Below are 16,366 nucleotides of genomic sequence, written 5' to 3'. Positions count from 1 at the left end.
CCCGCACGAGGAGCCATGAACGATTTCGCGTCCACACCCGAGCTCGTCCTTCTGCCCGCCGTCGACGTCGCCGACGGCAAGGCCGTCCGTCTGACCCAGGGCGAGGCAGGCACCGAGACGAGCTACGGCGATCCGGTCGACGCCGCGCTCGACTTCGCCCGCCAGGGCGCCCAATGGATCCACCTGGTCGACCTCGACGCCGCATTCGGCCGCGGAAGCAACGCCGGCGTGCTGCGCAAGGTCATCAAGCAGGCCCGCGGCGTGCAGGTCGAGCTGTCGGGCGGGATCCGCGACGACCGCACGCTCGAGGCCGCCCTCGAGAGCGGCGCCGCCCGCATCAACCTCGGAACCGCCGCACTGGAGAATCCCGAGTGGGCGGCGGACGTCATCGGCCGGTACGGCGACGTCATCGCCGTCGGACTCGACGTGCGCGGGACGACGCTGGCGGCGCGCGGCTGGACGCGCGACGGCGGCGACCTGTGGACGGTCCTCGATCGCCTCGAGGCGGCCGGCTGCAGCCGCTACGTCGTCACCGACGTCACGAAGGACGGCACGCTCAAGGGCCCGAACCTCGACCTGCTGCGCGAGCTCACGTCGCGCACGCCGAAGCCGATCGTCGCCTCGGGTGGCGTGTCGAGCCTCGACGACATCGTTGCCCTCCGCGAGCTCGTGCCGCTGGGCGTCGAGGGCGCGATCGTGGGCAAGGCGCTGTACGCCGGTGCCTTCACGCTCGCCGAGGCGCTGGATGTCGCCGGACACTGACCCGCCGTCCGGCGGTGCGCCCCACGGCCACAGCCACCACGGCGACCCCGCCGCCGACTCGGCGGGCGTCCCGTGGGAGGGACGCGCCTTCCACTCCAACCCGCACGCCTCCGACGACGGATCCGCCGATCCGGCGCTCCTGGCCGCGCTGACGGCGTTCCGCGCCGGCACCGGCGCGCAGGCGCAGGTCGTCGACGCGTACCGTCGCGCGCGGCTGCTCATCCCGCTCATCGCGGAGAAGGGCGACCACGGCGTCGGCGCGCACGGCCTCGAGGTCGACAAGACCCAGGAGCTGTCGATCGTCACGGTCGCGGCGCCGGACGGTCGCCGGGTGCTCCCGGTGTTCACGTCGGTGGACACCATGAGGCGGTGGGATGCCTCCGCCCGGCCGGTCCCGGTCGAGGGCGTCCGCACGGCTCTGGCCGCCGCCGCCGACGACACCGACCTCATCGTGATCGACCCGGCGTCGGAGACCGAGTTCGTCATCCGGCGCCCCGCGGTCTGGGCGATCGGCCAGGGACAGCCGTGGGAGCCCAGCTTCCTGTCGCCCGAGGTCGTCGCGGGACTGCACGCCAGCATCGGCGGCGAGCTCTCGGTCATCGACCTCGTCGTCGACGCGGGCGACCCGGACGCCCGGCTGCGCGGCCCCGAGCTCATCGTCAAGCTCCAGCTCATGGACGGCCTCGAGAAGCTCGAGCTCGACGCCGTGCTCGCGCGCCTGGCCAAGCGCTGGGCGGCCGACGACCGGATCGCGGTGCTCGTCGACTCGCTGACGGTCAAGCTCGTCCGCTCCTGAGCCCCGGCCCGTCGCGCCGGCGCCCGCCGGGCGCGGAGTGCGCGGTGCCCTTGCGAGCCCGGAGTGCTCGGTGGAGGATCGGCACGGCAAGGGGGTCGCATGGACGACGCGTCGACGACGGAGCAGTACCGGCGGGCGCTCGAGGCCGCGCACCGCGAAGCGCTGCGCTGGCTGGATTCGCTGCCGGATCGGCCCATCCGTCCCGAGGCCGACGCGGACGCCATCCTCGCCCGCCTGGAGCGGACGCTGCCCGAGACGGGAGCGTCGCCGACGGCGGTCGTCCAGGAGCTGGCGGAGGCCGCCGAACCCGGTCTGATCGCACTCGGGTCCCCGCGATTCTTCGGGCTGGTGATCGGGGGGACGTACCCGGCCGCACTGGCTGCGGACTGGCTCGCCTCGGCGTGGGACCAGAACAACGGCGCGCGTCAGCTGACGCCCGCGACCGCCGCCGTCGAGGAGGTCGCCGCGGCCTGGCTGCTCGAGCTCCTCGGTCTTCCGGCCGGCAGCGGCGTCGGATTCGTCACCGGTGGCACCATGGCGAACTTCGCGTGCCTCGTCGCGGCACGCGACGAGGTGGTGCGCCGGGCCGGCGGCGATCCCGCCGCGGGCCTCCAGCGCGCTCCCGAGGTCCGGTTCCTCGCCGGCGGCGCCGTCCACACATCGATGGTGCTGGCCGGGCGCCTCGCAGGCCTGGGCGCGCCACGGACGGTCGGCGCGGACGACCAGGGACGCATCGACGTCGCCGGCCTGGAGCGTGCTCTCGCCGAGGCGACCGGCCCCGCCGTGGTCGCACTCCAGGCGGGAGACGTGCATTCCGGCGACTTCGACGACTTCGTGGGGGCTGTCGAGGTCGCCCATCGTGCCGGGGCCTGGGTGCACGTGGACGGGGCGTTCGGGCTCTGGGCGGCGGTGAGCCCCCGACTGCAGCACCTCGTTCGCGGGATGGCCGATGCGGACTCCTGGGCGACCGACGCCCACAAGACTCTCAACGTGCCCTATGACTGCGGCGTCGCGATCGTCGCCGACGAGGCGGCCATGACGGCTGCCCTCGGCGCGCACGCGCCGTACCTGCCGGCCGTGACGGGCGTCTCCGACCCGTACGACCGCGTGCCCGAGTTCTCCCGCCGCGCCCGCGGAATCTCGGTGTGGGCGGCGCTGCGCGCCCTCGGCCGACGGGGAGTGGTGGGGCTGGTGGACGGACTGGCGGATGCCGCGGCCGCCCTGGCCGATGGGTTCCGCACCGTCGCGGGTCTCGAGGTGCTCAACGACGTCGTCTTCACGCAGGTCTGCCTCGCGGCGGGCGACGACGCGCAGACGGCAGCGCTGGGAGAGTGGCTGCGCGCGGAGGGGACCGCCTGGGCCTCGTCGTCCACGTGGCGAGGGCGCACCGTCCTGCGCTTCGCGGTCAGCAACCACGGCACCGACGCGGACGCCGTGCGCCGCACCGTCGACGCCGTGCGCAGGGGCGCCGCGGCTCTCGGCATCGGGGGGTGACCCCGGGTGGGGCCGCTCCGGGCCGGGTCAGGTGACCGGGCCGGTCCACTTCTCGCCGGGACCCTTGCCGATCGGGTCCGGGATCACGGATGCCTCGCGGAAGGCCAGCTGCACCGAGCGCAGGCCGTCGCGGAGCGACCGGGCGTGCATGTCGCTGATCTCGGGGGCGCCCGCGGTGATGAGCCCGGCGAGTGCGTTGATGAGCTTGCGGGCTTCGTCGAGGTCGGTCTGGGTGGCGGGGTCGTCGGCGAGCCCGACCTTGACGGCGGCGGCGCTCATCAGGTGCACGGCAGCGGTGGTGATGACCTCGACGGCCGGCACGTCGGCGATGTCGCGGGTGGCCGCGGAGGCTGCCCGCTCCTGCTCCTCCCACCGCGCCTGGCGCTCGGCGTCCACCGCCGCCGCGTTCGCCGATGGGTCGTCCTGGTCTCGAATCGTGTCCACGCCGTTCTCTCTGATAGACTGCTGCGGTCTCCGGTGCGTTCTGCATCGGATCGGAAAGTGGATCACATCCCACCCGCGCTTGCCGTTCCAGGCTACCGGGTCACGCACTCCGCCCCGACCGTCCTGCGGCCGGGGTAGCCGCGGCGGATACGGCGCGGAAGGCTCCGTCACCGGGGCAGGGTGCAGAAGTCGGCGCTGAAGCGTCCTGACGGGTGGAGTGGCTCTCGTTCCGCCCGCGGCACGGCAGTGTGTCGCGGAGGTCCAACCCTCTTACCCAAGGAGTTCCGCATCAGCGATCCCCGCACCAACGACCGCATCCGGGTGCCCGAGGTACGCCTCGTCGGCCCGAACGGAGAGCAGGTCGGCGTCGTCCGCATCGAGGTGGCGCTGCGCCTGGCTCAGGAGGCCGACCTCGATCTCGTCGAGGTGGCCCCCAACTCGAAGCCGCCCGTGGTCAAGATCATGGACTACGGCAAGTTCAAGTACGAGGCCGCGCAGAAGGCCAAGGAAGCGCGTCGCAATCAGGCGAACACCGTCCTCAAGGAGGTCCGGTTCCGTCTGAAGATCGAGGCTCACGACTACATCACCAAGCTCAAGCGCGCCGAGGGCTTCCTCCAGTCCGGCGACAAGGTCAAGGCGATGATCCTGTTCCGTGGTCGCGAGCAGTCGCGTCCCGAGCAGGGTGTGCGTCTGCTCCGCAAGTTCGCGGAGGACGTCGCGGAGTTCGGCACTGTCGAATCGAACCCCACGATCGACGGCCGCAACATGGTGATGGTGATCGCGCCGCACAAGAACAAGTCCGAGGTGAAGACCGAGCAGAACGCCCAGCGTGCTGCCAACAAGGAGGCCGCCCGGTCCGCCCGCAACGGCGGTGCACCGGACTCCGACGCCGCGGACGCGGAGTCGCCGGCCCCCCAGGCCGAGGCGACCACCGCCGAATAGGCCCCACGAACTCCCGCACCGCGGGATACCGACTCCCGCCTGAGCGGGAAGTGAAACGAAGGAAGAAGAGATGCCGAAGCAGAAGACCCACTCGGGCGCCAAGAAGCGCTTCAAGGTCACGGGCAGCGGGAAGCTCATGAAGCAGCAGGCGAACCTTCGCCACAACTTCGAGGGCAAGCCCACGCGCCGCACCCGCCGCCTGTCGCAGGAGCAGGTGCTCGCCCCGGGCGACGCCAAGGTCGCGAAGAAGCTCCTCGGCCGCTGACGCGCGCCGACGCAAGTTAGGAACATCAAGAAATGGCTAGAGTCAAGCGGGCCGTCAACGCCCACAAGAAGCGTCGCGTCATCCTCGAGCGCGCCTCCGGTTACCGGGGCCAGCGGTCGCGCCTGTACCGCAAGGCGAAGGAGCAGGTCACCCACTCGCTCGTCTACGCGTACCGCGACCGTCGCAAGCGCAAGGGCGACTTCCGCCGTCTGTGGATCCAGCGCATCAACGCCGCTGCCCGCCAGAACGGCATCACGTACAACCGCTTCATCCAGGGCCTCGGCCTCGCGGGTGTGCAGGTCGACCGTCGCATGCTCGCCGAGCTCGCGGTGAACGAGCCCAAGACGTTCGCGTCGCTCGTCCAGACCGCCAAGGGCGCGCTGCCCGAGAACGTCAACGCTCCCAAGAGCGCCTGACCGACGGCATCCGTCTGACGAAAGGAGCGTCCTCCTCACGGAGGGCGCTCCTTTCGCGTGCCCGGACGGCTCCGTGCGTACCGGGGAGCGCAGACCGCGACCCTAGACTGATGCCGTGCTCGAGAACCCCCGCTCGCCGCGCGTCCGCGCCGTCGCGAAGCTGACCAAGAGGAGCGCCCGCCAGGAGACCGGGCTGTTCCTGCTCGAAGGACCGCAGGCCGCGCGGGAGGCGCTGGCGTATCGACCGGACACCCTCGTCGAGATCTTCGCCACCCCCACCGCCTTCGAGAAGCACGCCGATGTGCGCGACGCTGCCGAAGCGGCCGGGCTCGAGGTCGTGTACACCACCGAGGCGGTGCTCGACGCGATGGCCGACACCGTGACGCCGCAGGGGATCGTCGCGGTCGCACGGCAGTCGCCGACGTCGGTCAGGGAGGTCTTCGCGGCCTCGCCCCGCCTCGTCGCCATCTGCGAGGAGGTGCGCGACCCGGGCAACCTCGGCACCATCATCCGCGCGGCCGACGCCGCCGGCGCGGACGCGGTCGTGCTGACCGGGCGCACCGTCGACCCGTACAACCCCAAGGTGGTGCGCGCCACGACCGGCTCCCTCTTCCACGTCCCCGTCGCGGTCGGGGTCGATCTGGCATCCGCCGTCGAGAAGGCCCGTGCCGCGGGCGTGCGCGTGATCGCCGCGGACGTCGGCGGCGGTGACTTCCTCGCCTCCCGCGACCTGCTCGCCGAGCCCACCGCGTGGCTCTTCGGCAACGAGGCCAGGGGACTGGACGAGGAGGCGCTCGCCCTCGCCGACCTCTCGCTGCGCCTGCCGATCTTCGGTGCGGCGGAATCGCTGAACCTCGCCACCGCCGCGAGCGTGTGCCTCTACGAGACCGCTTTCGCGCAGCGCGCGGCACGCTGACGCCTCGCCGGATTCCGGTGCTGTTACGGAACGGTAAAGGCACGGCGTACCTCTGGCCGAGTGTCGTCGCGCACCCGTAGGGTGAAGGGCATGGCGACACCTGACGCACCGGCAGCGGCGCCGCGCACTTCGAACATCAACGTCCGTCGCGGCGAGCCGCTCGTGGTCATCGACCACGTCGACAAGCACTTCGGCGAGCTGCACGTCCTGAAAGACATCAACACGGTGGTAAACCGCGGTGAGGTCGTGGTCGTGATCGGTCCTTCGGGGTCGGGCAAGTCGACGCTGTGCCGCGCGATCAACCGCCTCGAGACGATCGACTCGGGCAGGATCACCATCGACGGCGTGCCCCTCCCCGAAGAGGGCAAGGGGCTGGCGAAGCTGCGCGCCGACGTGGGCATGGTCTTCCAGTCCTTCAACCTCTTCGCGCACAAGACGGTCCTCGAGAACGTGACGCTCGGTCCGATCCGCGTCCGCGGCATGAAGAAGAAGGACGCCGACGAGAAGGCCATGCAGCTTCTCGACCGCGTGGGCGTGGCCAACCAGGCCAAGAAGATGCCCAACCAGCTCTCGGGCGGTCAGCAGCAGCGCGTGGCCATCGCGCGCTCCCTCGCGATGAATCCCAAGCTGATCCTCATGGACGAGCCGACGAGCGCGCTCGACCCCGAGATGATCAACGAGGTTCTCGATGTCATGGTGGGTCTCGCGCAGGAGGGGATGACGATGATCGTGGTCACCCACGAGATGGGCTTCGCCCGCAAGGCCGCCGACCGCGTGCTCTTCATGGACGGCGGCGTGATCGTCGAGGAGGCAACGCCCGACCAGTTCTTCACCAACCCGCAGAGCGAGAGGGCCAAGGACTTCCTGTCCAAGATCCTCGAGCACTGATTCCGCTCGGCCGCGTGCCGCGGTCGGGAACCCAGAGGATCGTCACGAACGGTCCCGCACAGCAAAGGACGAAGACATGAAGCGAATGCGACTTCCGCTGATCGCGCTGGCAGCCGCCGGCGCGCTCGCACTGTCGGCGTGCGCCTCCGGCGGAACGCCGGCCGGCGAAGACACCGCGGCCCCCGAGCCCGAAGAGGTCACCTTCGAAGAGGGCACCACGATGGCCGAGCTCAACGAGGCGGGCTCGATCACGATCGGCACCAAGTTCGACCAGCCGCTGTTCGGTCTCATGGGACCCTCGGGCGTGCCGGAGGGCTTCGACGTCGAGATCGGGAAGATCATCGCCTCCGAGCTCGGCATCGCCGAGGAGGACATCGAGTGGAAGGAGGCCGTGTCGGCCAACCGTGAGCCGTTCATCCAGAACGGCGAGGTCGACATCGTCATCGCCACCTACACGATCAACGACAAGCGCAAGGAGGTCGTCTCCTTCGCCGGTCCGTACTACATGGCGGGTCAGTCGATCCTGGTGCTCGCCGACAACGAGGACATCGAGAGCGAAGACGACCTCGTCGGCCAGCCGGTGTGCTCGGTGACCGGCTCCACCCCGGCGGCCAAGCTCGCCGAGATCGGCGCCGAGCCGGTGCTGACCGACACCTACTCGAACTGCCTCGAGCCGCTGCGCAACGGGCAGGTCGTCGCGGTGTCGACCGACAACGTGATCCTCGCCGGTCTCGCCGCCCAGAACGAGGGCGAGTTCAAGGTCGTCGGAGAGCCCTTCACCGAGGAGCCGTACGGCATCGGCCTCGAGCTGGAGGACACCGAGTTCCGCATGTGGATCAACGACGTGCTGGAAGAGGCGTACGAGGACGGCCGCTACGAGGAGGCGTGGAACTCGACCGCCGGGACGGTCCTGCCGTTCGTCGAGCCGCCGACCCCCGACCGCTACTGATCGACGACGGATGCCTCGGGCCGGCCGCACGCGTCGGCCCGGGGCATCCGCCTCCGCCATCCCGTTCCCGAAAAGAGGCGCATGGAGCAGCTCTGGTCGCTGATGCCGACCTTCCTCGAAGGCTTCCGCGTGACGCTGATACTGCTCGCGGTGTCGGGCGTGTTCGCGCTCGTGCTCGGCACGCTCATCGCCGCGATGCGGATCTCGCCGGTTGCCGCGCTGCGCGTCTTCGCGGCGTTCTGGACCGAGATCGCGCGCAACACCCCGCTGACGCTCGTCTTCATCTTCACGGCGTTCGTGCTGCCCATGCTGGGCGCGCGCATGCCGTACCTGATCCTCGCCTTCATCGCCCTCACGTACTACACTTCGCCGTTCGTCGCCGAGGCGCTGCGGTCCGGGATCAACGGCGTCCCGGTGGGGCAGGCCGAGGCCGCCCGCAGCATCGGCCTCGGGTTCGGTCAGACGGTGTCGCTGGTCGTGCTGCCGCAGGCGTTCCGCATGACGATCCCGCCCCTCATCAACGTCTTCATCGCCCTCACCAAGAACACGTCGGTCGCCGGCGGGTTCTTCGTGGTGGAGCTGTTCGCGACGACGCGACAGCTGGCCAACGACAACGGGAACATCGTGATCCAGATCCTCCTGACGGCGGCGGTGCTGTACCTCGTGGTGACGGTCCCGCTCGGCTTCGCCGCCGGGCAGCTCGAGAAGCGGTGGGTGGTGCGGCGATGAGCGGCTCGAGCGTCCTCTTCGATGCGCCCGGACCGCGGGCGCGCAGGCTGTCGCTGATCCTGTCCATCGTCGCGGCGGTGCTGATCATCGCCGGCGCGACGTGGGTCATCATGACGCTGGCCGCGCCGCGGACCTCAGGCGGCATCACGCTGCCCGGCATGTTCGACCCCAGCCGCTGGGACATCTTCCTCGACCCCGAGGTGTGGGCATCGATCGGCCGCGGCGTGGTGGCGACCCTCCAGGCGGCCGCCGTCGCGGCGGTCGGGGCGATCGCGCTCGGCATCGTGCTGTCGCTGCTGCGCAGCTCGCTGATCCCGTGGGTGCGCATCCCGACGGCGTGGGTGATCGAGTTCTTCCGCGGGATGCCCGTCCTGCTGATGATGCTGTTCATCCTGCTGGTGGCGTCGACCGGCGCCTTCTGGGCCGTCGTGATCGCGCTGATCCTCTACAACGGCACGCTGATCGGCGAGATCCTCCGCGCGGGCCTCGCCGCCCTGCCCAAGGGGCAGCGCGAGGCCGCGCTGAGCGTGGGCATGCGCGAGTTCCAGTCCAAGATGCTGGTGGAGTTCCCGCAGGCGTTCCGGCAGATGCTGCCGATCATCGTCGCCCAGCTGGTCGTCCTGCTGAAGGACACCTCGCTCGGCTACATCGTCGGCTACAACGAGATCATCCGGAACAACATCAACAACCTGGGCAGCTTCTACGGCAACCGGTACCTCTTCTCGCTGTTCGTCGTGACCCTGGCGATCTACCTCGTGATCAACCTCGCGCTGTCGTGGTTCGCCCGATGGCTCGCCCGCCGCACCGCGAGCGGTGGGACCCGCCGTGGCAAGGCGGTCGATCCGCTGAACCCGGCGGCCGTGCTCGAGGCTGAGGCGCGCGCCGATGAGGCGGAGCGGACGGCCGCAGGCAAGGGGCTGGGCCGGAACGACGGCACTGCCGTCTGAGGGCGAGCGGACAGGCGCCGGCAGGGACTGCGGTTGCGAACCGGCAGCGCTGACGCGCGCAGGGTGACGATCCACCGTCGGTAGACTCGTCTCTCGTGTCTGACGTTCCCGAGATTTCGCCTGAGGCGGTGAACGCCGCCGTCGATGAGGCTCTCGCCGCCATCTCCGCCGCGGCCGACACCGCCGCGCTGAAGGCCGCACGATCCGCGCACTCCGCAGAGGGCTCGCCGCTGGCGAAGCTCAACGCGCGGCTGCGGGACGTGCCGAACGACAAGAAGGCCGAGTTCGGCAAGCTCGTCGGTCAGGCCCGCGGCCGGGTGAACCAGGCGCTCGCCGCGCGCGAGCAGGAGCTCGCCGCCGCCGAGACCGCCGCGCGACTCGAGGCCGAGCGCGTCGACATCACGGCGCTGCCGTCGCGGGCGCGCGTCGGGGCGCGGCATCCGATCTCGCTGCTGCAGGAGGAGATCGCCGACATCTTCGTGGGCATGGGCTGGGAGATCGCGGAGGGGCCCGAGCTCGAGCACGAGTGGTTCAACTTCGACGCGCTCAACTTCGACGTCGACCACCCCGCGCGCCAGATGCAGGACACGTTCTTCGTCGACCCCGTCGAGCGCCACCTCGTGATGCGCACGCACACCAGCCCCGTCCAGGTGCGCTCCATGCTCGAGCGCGATCTGCCGCTGTATGCGCTGTGCCCCGGCCGCGTGTACCGCACCGACGAGTTCGACGCGACGCACCTGCCCGTCTTCACCCAGTTCGAGGGCATCGTCGTCGACAAGGGCATCACCATGGCGCACCTCAAGGGCACCCTCGACCATGCCGCCCGCGTGCTGTTCGGGCCCGAGGCGAAGACGCGCTTCCGCGCCAACTACTTCCCGTTCACTGAGCCGTCTGCCGAGCTCGACCTGTGGCACCCGACCTTCAAGGGCGGCGCCCGATGGATCGAGTGGGGCGGCTGCGGGATGATCAACCCGAACGTGCTGCGCGCGGCGGGGATCGACCCCGAGGAGTACTCGGGCTTCGCGTTCGGCATGGGGATCGAGCGGACGCTCATGTTCCGCAGCGACGTCCAGGACATGCGCGACATGGCCGAGGGCGATGTCCGCTTCAGCGAGCAGTTCGGAATGGTGGTCTGATGCGCGTCCCGCTTTCGTGGCTGCGTGAGTTCGTCGACGTCCCGGCGGATGCCTCGCCCGAGGACGTCCTCGCGGCGCTCGTGCGCGTCGGGTTCGAAGAGGAGGACATCCACCGCTTCGAGCTGCAGGGGCCGATCGTCGTCGGCGAGGTGCTCGACTTCGTCGAGGAGCCGCAGTCCAACGGCAAGACCATCCGCTGGTGCCAGGTCCGGGTCGCGCCCGACGGCGAGACCGCGGCCGACGGCGGCGACGCCGTCCACGGCGTCGTGTGCGGTGCCCGCAACTTCTTCGCCGGCGACAAGGTCGTGGTGACGCTCCCCGGAGCCGTGCTGCCAGGTCCGTTCCCGATCGCCGCGCGCAAGACGTACGGCCATGTCTCGGACGGCATGATCGCCTCCGCGCGTGAGCTCGGCCTCGGTGAGGAGCACAGCGGCATCCTCCGTCTGGTCGAGCTCGGGATCGACGCGCCGGTCGGCACCGACGCGATCTCGCTGCTCGGACTGGACGACGTCGCCGTCGACATCAACGTGACGCCCGACCGCGGCTACGCGCTGTCGATTCGCGGCGTGGCGCGCGAGTACTCGCACTCGACCGGCGCGGCGTTCCGCGACCCGGCCGAGCGCCCGTGGGACGAGCTGGCCCCCGGGTCCGGCTTCCCGATCGCCGTCGACGACACCGCACCGATCCGTGGACGCGCCGGGGCCTCCGAGTTCGTCGCCCGCGTGGTCCGCGACGTCGATCCCACCAAGCCGACGCCCGCGTGGATGATCGCACGCCTGTCGCTGGCGGGGATCCGCTCGCTCGGCATCCTCATCGACATCACCAACTACGTCATGCTCGAGCTCGGGCAGCCGATCCACGGCTACGACCTCGACAAGCTGCAGGGCGGCATCACCGTGCGCCGGGCGCAGCCGGGGGAGAAGCTCGAGACGCTCGACGGCAAGGTGCGCACGCTCGATCCCGAGGACCTCCTCATCACCGACGAGTCCGGGCCGATCGGCCTCGCCGGCGTCATGGGCGGCGGGGCGACGGAGATGAGCGACACGACGCGCAACGTGCTCATCGAGGCCGCGATCTTCGACACCGTGTCGATCGCGCGCACGGCGCGCCGCCACAAGCTGCCCAGCGAGGCCTCGCGCCGCTTCGAGCGCGGCGTCGACCCGCTCGTGCCGTTCGTCGCCGCCCGCCGCGTGGCCGAGCTGATGGTGGAGTACGCCGGCGGCACGAGCGACGAGGAGCACGGCGGAGCCCTGTTCGCCGAGGTGTCCGTGCCCGCCATCGAGCTTCCGCCGCTGTTCGTCCAGCACCTCATCGGCGTCGACTACACCGACGGCCAGATCGAGGCCGCGCTGCGGCTCATCGGCTGCGAGGTCGTGCCCAACGAGGACGACGCCGCCGGGTGGCAGGTCATCCCGCCGTCGTGGCGCCCCGATCTCAGCGACAAGTGGACGCTCGCGGAGGAGGTCGCCCGCATCGAGGGGTACGACCGCATCCCCTCGGTGCTGCCGCTGCCGCCCTCGGGCCGCGGTCTCACCAGCGCCCAGCAGGGCCGTCGCCGCGTCGCCAACACGCTGGCCGCCGCCGGCTTCACCGAGACGCCGTCGTTCGGCTTCACCACCGAGGAGCAGAACGACCTCCACGGCTCGCCGTCGGGGGCGCACCTCCCGAGCGTCAAGCTCGCCAACCCGCTCGACGGCCAGGCGCCGTTCCTGCGGCGTTCGCTGATCCCGGGCCTGCTGCAGGTCGCGCACCGCAACGTCTCGCGCGGTCTCACCGACCTCGCGCTCTTCGAGACGGGCGCCGTCTTCCTCCCGCAGCCGGGGGTGCAGTACGGCACGACGCACGTCCCCCCGCTCGCGGTGCGACCGGATGCCGCGACCCTGGCCGAGCTCGACGCGTCGATCCCGCCGCAGCACCGCCACGTCGCCGTGCTGCTGACGGGCAGCGTCGTGCCCAAGCAGCCCGGGATCGCCGCGGTCGCGGCCGAGCTCGCGGACGCGCTGGACGCCGTCCGCACGATCGCCGCCGCGGCGGGCGTCGCCATCGACGTCGCGCAGGCGGAGCGCGCAGCGCTGCACCCCGGGCGCACCGGCGTCCTTTCGGTCGCCGGCACCGAGGTGGGCTACGTCGGCGAGCTGCTGCCGGCGGTGGCGGAGGCATCCGATCTCTCCGGTCGTGTGATCGTCGCCGAGCTCGACCTCGACCTCGTGCTGTCGCTGGCGGGGGAGAAGGTCGTCGCGGCGTCGCTGTCGGGCTTCCCCGCGGCGACGCAGGATGTCTCGCTCCTCGTCGGCGCCGACGTGCCGGCCGCCGACGTACGCTCGGCGCTCACCGAGGGCGCGGGGGAGCTGCTGGAGTCGCTGCGCCTCATCGACGACTACCGGGGCCAGGGCGTGCCCGAGGGTGAGAAGAGCCTCACGTTCTCGCTGCGCTTCCGTGCCCCCGATCGAACGCTGACGGCCGCCGAGGCGACGGAGGCGAAGCTCGCCGGCGTCGCGCTGGCGACCGAGCGGTTCGGCGCGTCCCTGCGGGAATAGCCACGGCGGCCGTCGCTGATGGCTCTCACCGTTCCCGGCTGAGGACACCTCCGCCCGCCGCGGCGATCACGGACGCGAGGCGCTGAATCGCCTCGACGACGGCCTCGTCGTCGATGTCGCCGAAACCCAGGACGAGGGCCGGCGGGAGGTCGCGTCGGTGACGGGTGAATGCCGCGAGGCCGGTGACGCGGAGGGAGGCGTCCGCGGCAGCGGCGACGACCTCGTCTTCCGGGACGCCAGGCGGAAGCCGCAGCACACCGTGGAATCCGGCCACCAGACCCGTCATCGTCAGCCCGGGAGAGACCCGGGCGAGCGTCTGGAGGACGATGGCGCGGCGCGCAGCGTACACGCCACGCATGGTTCGCACGTGCTTGTCATGGCGGCCCGACTCCAGCAGTGCCGCGAACGCGAGCTGGTCGATCACTGGGCCGCCGCGGTCTGCCGCGATCCTTCGCGCGGCGAGATCGTCGACCAGCTCGCCGGGCACCGCCATCCACGCGATCCTCACGCCGGGCGCATGGGCCTTGCTCGCCGACCCGACGAGGACGATGCGGTCGGGCGCGAGGCCTTGGAGAGCGCCGAGAGGCTGTCGGTCGTAGCGGAATTCCGAGTCGTAGTCGTCCTCGATGATCCAGGCGGCGCTGCGCGTGGCCCACTCCACGAGCTCCAGGCGCCGCGACGCCGACAGCACGACGCCGGTGGGGGACTGGTGCGCCGGTGTGACGAGCACCGCGTGAGCGCCCGACTCGTGGAGCAGTTCGGTGCGGAGGCCGTGCGCGTCCAACGGGAGCGGCGCGAGCTCGATCCCGGCGGCGCGGACCGCGTCGTCGACGGCCCGATCGCCCGGATCCTCCACCGCCAGCACCCGGACCCCGCGCGCGGCGAGCACCGGCAGCAGGAGGGCGAGACCCTGCGCGAACCCCTGGCAGAGGACGACGTGGTCGGCGTCGGTCGCCGCCGCGCGGACGCGTCGCAGGTGGCCGGCCACCGCCTCGCGCGCCGTCGGGTGGCCGCGGCCGTCGCCGTAGTCGAGGTCGTGCGACCCCGCGCTGCGCACCGCGCGCGCGTACGCCCACGCCCAGTCGCGGGCCGGGAACCGGCGGAGATCGGGGACCCCTGGCCGCAGATCCGCACCGCGCGGAGCCGCCGCGGGCCGCGGCTGCGCCCTGCCGCGCGGTGGTACGGCACGCGAGGAGACACGGGTGCGACCGCCCGCACGCGCGACGAGATAGCCCTCGGCGCCGAGCTGTTCGTAGACGTGCACGACGGTGCCCCGGGCGACGCCCAGCTCTGCCGCCAGCTCACGCGTGGCGGGCAGCGCATCACCGTCGCCGAGCACGTCTTGCCGGATCGCGTCGCGCAGTGCCGCCTGCAGCCGCTCGCCGGGCCGGGGGCCGGCCGGGAGAGCCAGGACCAGCGCGAGGTCCGAAGTGGTCCAATCCTGTGCCATGCGACTGGACCATACCAGTGGGCCACTCGCGTCCTACGCTCAGAACGCCGGGGAATCCGGCGACGTCCGGAAGGAGCGGCTGATGTGTTCGACTGTCCTCTACGTCACGGTCTCCGTCGACGGGTACGCGGCCGCACCACGCGACGACCTCTCACGGTTGCATCGCTGGCTCGACGACGCCGGACCCCAGGGCGGGGATGACATCGCGCGGGAGCTGGTCGAACGATTCCGCCGGGCGGGCGCCATCATCTTCGGCCGACGCACCTGGGACGCCGGCCAGGAACCATGGGGCGACGATGACGTCTTCTCGAGCCCGGTCTTCGTGGTGACTCACGAAGCTCGAGCACCCGAAGCCAGGAACGGCACGCTCTTCACCTACGTCTCGGGAGAGCCGTCGAGCATCCTCGAGCAGGCGACCGCCGTCGCCGGCGACGCCGAGGTGGTGATCATGGGAAGCCCGCACACGGCGCAGCAGTTCCTCCGCGCAGGCCTCGTGGACGCGCTGCTCCTGCACATCGTGCCGGTGCTGGTGGGTGGCGGGATCCCCCTGTTCGCCGACCTGCCGGCATCCCGTGAGCTGGAGCTTCTCTCCTGGCGTCGCGCGCGCGACGTGTTCGCCGTGGAGTATGCGGTACTCCCCGCCGGTGAGCGACGGGCCCTGGCCACCTCGTGAGCGCGTCTGGTTGGGTGTACCCATGACCGACGTGCTGGTGCTGGGTGGGACGGGTTGGCTGAGCGGGCGCATCGCCGAGCGATGGGCCGATGCCGGGGCGTCGGTGACGTGCCTGGCCCGCGGCGGACGACCTGCTCCCTACGGCACGACGCTCGCCGTCGGTGACCGGGGTGAGGCCGGCGCGTACGCCGAGCTCGCGCGCCGGGAGTGGGACGAGATCGTCGACGTCTCGTCGAACCCCGTGCACGTCTCGGCGGCGCTGGAGGCGCTCGGCGCGCACGCCGGGCACTGGACGTACATCTCGACCGTGTCCGTCTACGCCTCGAGCGACGACCCCGGCCAGGACGAGAGCGCTGAGCTGCTGACACCCGCCGGTGCGGGGGAGGAGCCGGACTACGGGCGCGCGAAGGCCGAGGCCGAGGCATCCGTCCGCGCCGCGCTCGGCTTCCGCGCGGCGGTGGTCCGGCCCGGGCTGATCGTGGGGCCCGGCGATCCGACCGATCGCTTCGGGTACTGGGTGGGCCGGCTGGCGCTCGCCGGCGACGGCGAGGTCCTGGTTCCCGACACCGAGGGCCGGGGCGCGCAGGTGATCGACGTCGACGACCTCGCCGGCTTCGTGCAGGCGATCGGGCGGGAGCGATGGACGGGCGTCGCCAACGCCGTCGGCGACCCCGTCGACCTCGACCGGCTGCTGTCGGAGGCGCGCGAGGTCGCCGGGCACACCGGGACCCTCGTCCCCGCGGGCGATCCATGGCTCGAGGAGCACGGCGTGGCGTACTGGATGGGGCCGCGGTCGCTGCCGCTGTGGCTGCCGGCGGGGATGGCGGGCTTCTGGACCCGCTCCAACAGCGCCTACCGGCTGCTGGGCGGACGCCTGCGCCCGCTGCGCGAGACGCTGGAGCGCGCCCTCGCGGACGAGCGGGAACGCGGTCTCGAGCGCGAGCGGCGGGCCGGCCTCTCGCGCGACGACGAGATCGCGCTGCTGCACGATCTGCAGACCTGATCGGCGGATGCCGCGGATC

At 71.5% G+C, this 16,366-nt stretch carries 17 protein-coding genes; 15 read left to right on the top strand and 2 right to left on the bottom strand.

The features are described from left to right. Positions 1-15: 15 nt before the first annotated feature. The 3 genes from priA (at position 16) to ACZBH1_RS00130 (ending at position 3,052) form a co-directional block, all read left to right on the top strand. Positions 16-762 carry a bifunctional 1-(5-phosphoribosyl)-5-((5-phosphoribosylamino)methylideneamino)imidazole-4-carboxamide isomerase/phosphoribosylanthranilate isomerase PriA gene (gene priA / locus ACZBH1_RS00140; protein ID WP_336399014.1) on the top strand — a complete coding sequence of 249 codons (747 nt, stop codon included), beginning with the start codon at positions 16-18 and terminating at the stop codon, positions 760-762. Continuing rightward, on the top strand, positions 746-1,558 hold the full coding sequence (locus tag ACZBH1_RS00135) for an SseB family protein (protein ID WP_463645150.1): 813 nt from the start codon (positions 746-748) through the stop codon (positions 1,556-1,558). The genes priA and ACZBH1_RS00135 overlap by 17 nt, the downstream gene beginning before the upstream one ends. A gap of 99 nt (positions 1,559-1,657) precedes the next feature. After that, positions 1,658-3,052, top strand: coding sequence for a pyridoxal phosphate-dependent decarboxylase family protein (locus ACZBH1_RS00130; RefSeq protein WP_463645149.1), 1,395 nt, complete (start codon positions 1,658-1,660; stop codon positions 3,050-3,052). A gap of 27 nt (positions 3,053-3,079) precedes the next feature. On the opposite strand, the gene ACZBH1_RS00125 is transcribed toward ACZBH1_RS00130, so the two are convergent. Continuing rightward, a complete protein-coding gene (locus ACZBH1_RS00125) occupies positions 3,080-3,496 on the bottom strand; it encodes a DUF1844 domain-containing protein (RefSeq protein ID WP_194398005.1) in 417 nt (138 codons plus the stop codon). 288 nt (positions 3,497-3,784) lie between these two features. Here ACZBH1_RS00125 and infC point away from each other — a divergent pair, with 288 nt between their 5' ends. From infC to pheT, 10 genes are all read left to right on the top strand, one after another. Then, on the top strand, positions 3,785-4,438 hold the full coding sequence (gene infC, locus ACZBH1_RS00120; protein WP_452324978.1) for a translation initiation factor IF-3: 654 nt from the start codon (positions 3,785-3,787) through the stop codon (positions 4,436-4,438). A 70-nt stretch (positions 4,439-4,508) separates the two neighbouring features. Beyond that, positions 4,509-4,703, top strand: coding sequence for a 50S ribosomal protein L35 (gene rpmI / locus ACZBH1_RS00115; RefSeq protein WP_159844935.1), 195 nt, complete (start codon positions 4,509-4,511; stop codon positions 4,701-4,703). A 32-nt stretch (positions 4,704-4,735) separates the two neighbouring features. After that, on the top strand, positions 4,736-5,119 hold the full coding sequence (gene rplT, locus ACZBH1_RS00110; RefSeq protein WP_192636104.1) for a 50S ribosomal protein L20: 384 nt from the start codon (positions 4,736-4,738) through the stop codon (positions 5,117-5,119). Positions 5,120-5,234: 115 nt separating this feature from the next. Next, a complete protein-coding gene (locus ACZBH1_RS00105; protein ID WP_378884871.1) occupies positions 5,235-6,035 on the top strand; it encodes a TrmH family RNA methyltransferase in 801 nt (266 codons plus the stop codon). A 90-nt stretch (positions 6,036-6,125) separates the two neighbouring features. Then, the gene (locus ACZBH1_RS00100; RefSeq protein ID WP_336399010.1) at positions 6,126-6,923 is read left to right on the top strand and encodes an amino acid ABC transporter ATP-binding protein; all 798 of its coding nucleotides are present in this window, start codon (positions 6,126-6,128) and stop codon (positions 6,921-6,923) included. A gap of 76 nt (positions 6,924-6,999) precedes the next feature. Further along, on the top strand, positions 7,000-7,872 hold the full coding sequence (locus ACZBH1_RS00095) for a glutamate ABC transporter substrate-binding protein (RefSeq protein WP_336399009.1): 873 nt from the start codon (positions 7,000-7,002) through the stop codon (positions 7,870-7,872). A gap of 81 nt (positions 7,873-7,953) precedes the next feature. Then, positions 7,954-8,601 (top strand): amino acid ABC transporter permease, encoded by a 648-nt coding sequence (locus tag ACZBH1_RS00090; RefSeq protein ID WP_336399008.1) that lies wholly within the window; start codon positions 7,954-7,956, stop codon positions 8,599-8,601. Next, the gene (locus ACZBH1_RS00085; protein WP_378884874.1) at positions 8,598-9,548 is read left to right on the top strand and encodes an amino acid ABC transporter permease; all 951 of its coding nucleotides are present in this window, start codon (positions 8,598-8,600) and stop codon (positions 9,546-9,548) included. The genes ACZBH1_RS00090 and ACZBH1_RS00085 overlap by 4 nt, the downstream gene beginning before the upstream one ends. A 95-nt stretch (positions 9,549-9,643) precedes the next feature. Beyond that, a complete protein-coding gene (gene pheS / locus ACZBH1_RS00080; RefSeq protein WP_336399006.1) occupies positions 9,644-10,684 on the top strand; it encodes a phenylalanine--tRNA ligase subunit alpha in 1,041 nt (346 codons plus the stop codon). Then, complete coding sequence (gene pheT, locus ACZBH1_RS00075) at positions 10,684-13,221, top strand: phenylalanine--tRNA ligase subunit beta (RefSeq protein ID WP_463645148.1); 2,538 nt, start codon at positions 10,684-10,686, stop codon at positions 13,219-13,221. The genes pheS and pheT overlap by 1 nt, the downstream gene beginning before the upstream one ends. A 25-nt stretch (positions 13,222-13,246) precedes the next feature. On the opposite strand, the gene pdxR is transcribed toward pheT, so the two are convergent. Further along, complete coding sequence (pdxR, locus tag ACZBH1_RS00070) at positions 13,247-14,671, bottom strand: MocR-like pyridoxine biosynthesis transcription factor PdxR (RefSeq protein ID WP_463645147.1); 1,425 nt, start codon at positions 14,669-14,671, stop codon at positions 13,247-13,249. A gap of 82 nt (positions 14,672-14,753) precedes the next feature. Here pdxR and ACZBH1_RS00065 point away from each other — a divergent pair, with 82 nt between their 5' ends. Both ACZBH1_RS00065 and ACZBH1_RS00060 read left to right on the top strand, forming a co-directional pair. After that, complete coding sequence (locus ACZBH1_RS00065; RefSeq protein WP_463645146.1) at positions 14,754-15,344, top strand: dihydrofolate reductase family protein; 591 nt, start codon at positions 14,754-14,756, stop codon at positions 15,342-15,344. Positions 15,345-15,366: 22 nt separating this feature from the next. After that, positions 15,367-16,347, top strand: a complete 981-nt coding sequence (locus ACZBH1_RS00060) for an NAD-dependent epimerase/dehydratase family protein (RefSeq protein WP_463645145.1) — start codon at positions 15,367-15,369, stop codon at positions 16,345-16,347. Positions 16,348-16,366: the final 19 nt, after the last annotated feature.

It is taken from the genome of Microbacterium sp. ZXT2-5, assembly GCF_055329545.1.
Note: the sequence above shows the minus strand (reverse complement) of the source record. Positions and strands in the feature narration are given on the sequence as shown.

Coding starts and splice junctions, on each gene's coding strand:
- priA (WP_336399014.1), top strand. CDS start 16: ATGAACGATTTCGCGTCCACACCCGAGCTCGTCCTTCTGCCCGCCGTC.
- ACZBH1_RS00135 (WP_463645150.1), top strand. CDS start 746: ATGTCGCCGGACACTGACCCGCCGTCCGGCGGTGCGCCCCACGGCCAC.
- ACZBH1_RS00130 (WP_463645149.1), top strand. CDS start 1,658: ATGGACGACGCGTCGACGACGGAGCAGTACCGGCGGGCGCTCGAGGCC.
- rpmI (WP_159844935.1), top strand. CDS start 4,509: ATGCCGAAGCAGAAGACCCACTCGGGCGCCAAGAAGCGCTTCAAGGTC.
- rplT (WP_192636104.1), top strand. CDS start 4,736: ATGGCTAGAGTCAAGCGGGCCGTCAACGCCCACAAGAAGCGTCGCGTC.
- ACZBH1_RS00100 (WP_336399010.1), top strand. CDS start 6,126: ATGGCGACACCTGACGCACCGGCAGCGGCGCCGCGCACTTCGAACATC.
- ACZBH1_RS00095 (WP_336399009.1), top strand. CDS start 7,000: ATGAAGCGAATGCGACTTCCGCTGATCGCGCTGGCAGCCGCCGGCGCG.
- ACZBH1_RS00090 (WP_336399008.1), top strand. CDS start 7,954: ATGGAGCAGCTCTGGTCGCTGATGCCGACCTTCCTCGAAGGCTTCCGC.
- ACZBH1_RS00085 (WP_378884874.1), top strand. CDS start 8,598: ATGAGCGGCTCGAGCGTCCTCTTCGATGCGCCCGGACCGCGGGCGCGC.
- pheT (WP_463645148.1), top strand. CDS start 10,684: ATGCGCGTCCCGCTTTCGTGGCTGCGTGAGTTCGTCGACGTCCCGGCG.
- pdxR (WP_463645147.1), bottom strand. CDS start 14,671: ATGGCACAGGATTGGACCACTTCGGACCTCGCGCTGGTCCTGGCTCTC.
- ACZBH1_RS00065 (WP_463645146.1), top strand. CDS start 14,754: ATGTGTTCGACTGTCCTCTACGTCACGGTCTCCGTCGACGGGTACGCG.
- ACZBH1_RS00060 (WP_463645145.1), top strand. CDS start 15,367: ATGACCGACGTGCTGGTGCTGGGTGGGACGGGTTGGCTGAGCGGGCGC.